The following is a 1,009-nucleotide window of genomic DNA, read 5'->3' as shown; positions in this document are numbered from 1 at the left end:
ACCTTTTATTGAACTTTACGAAGCGCGCATATTGCCGGCCAAGCCGTCCGATTTGGTTCAGCCTGTTACGCTGCTCACTGACCATCATGGTGGGACTCATGGCTTTCACCTTCGGCTGTTTTCACTGTTTCACAGGCGGAGGAAATTACCTGCAGCCTGCTCAGCATGACCTTCGTCTCTGCCAGCTGCTCACGCATGACGCCCAGTTGCTCCTGCAAAAGCGACCGTGTTTCTGAGTCGGAAACGGTCTGCACCGCCTGCATCATTTCGCTGGACTCCGGCACGACGTGAAAATCCCTCTCATTCAGCTGGGTTTCCGTTTGCTGCGTAGACTTGGCCGCGTCATTTGCTGCTACGGTTACGCCGGCGTTGTAGCCAACCCAGGACGCTAAAGCCACAACGCCAATGAGTGCCATGTAGGTAAATGAACGCATCAACTTCCTCCTTGTGACGGCTTGCCGCCTTGCGGCCCCGTCGGCGTAATAAAATCATTGATTTGCAGAGACTCGGCGTCACCGAGTTTGCCGATAAGCTCTGGCGGCAGGTCGCTGTTCCCCTGCGCGGCGGTGGTCGTATCTGCGGTGTGGGGTGCAGAGCCTGCTTGCGCCGCCTGTTCACTCGCTTCCTGGTCTTCGATAAACGACGCCCTGAAACCTTCGGTAAACACGATTTCCACGCGGTTGGCGGCGCCAATCGGGATAATCGGGTGGTACTGCTCGGCGCGCTGGATGTAGTAGTCGGCCAGCTTGGTGGCCGCCGTACTGGCGCCGCCTCCCAGACCGGCGCGGGCCACGTCGCCGCCGGAAATGGTTGAGGTTGCCCCCACACCGGCAACGGTCTGCCCCACCTGCTGAACGCTCTGGCCAATGCCTGACAGGGCGCCGGCCCCGAAGGCCAGGCCGAGTATTTTGCCGTTGCGCATCACGGGCACACCCTTGATGCCGGCCTTGCCATAGAACACCGCGTGCCCCTTCACTTCCATATCGATATGCTTGTCACCGACCACACA

General features: G+C 59.3%; 2 protein-coding genes. Both read right to left on the bottom strand.

Annotated features, from left to right (window positions below):
* Positions 1 to 74: 74 nt before the first annotated feature.
* The gene (locus AC4PR2_RS29155) at positions 75 to 434 is read right to left on the bottom strand and encodes a hypothetical protein (RefSeq protein WP_492176082.1); all 360 of its coding nucleotides are present in this window, start codon (positions 432 to 434) and stop codon (positions 75 to 77) included.
* The coding region (locus tag AC4PR2_RS29150) for a TrbI/VirB10 family protein (protein WP_492176081.1) at positions 434 to 1,009 on the bottom strand (576 nt) is incomplete at its 5' end. The genes AC4PR2_RS29150 and AC4PR2_RS29155, both read right to left, overlap by 1 nt.

Source organism: Serratia sp. A07 (assembly GCF_058725505.1).
This window is presented reverse-complemented; position numbering and strand designations above follow the sequence as displayed.

Coding starts and splice junctions, on each gene's coding strand:
- AC4PR2_RS29155 (WP_492176082.1), bottom strand. CDS start 434: ATGCGTTCATTTACCTACATGGCACTCATTGGCGTTGTGGCTTTAGCG.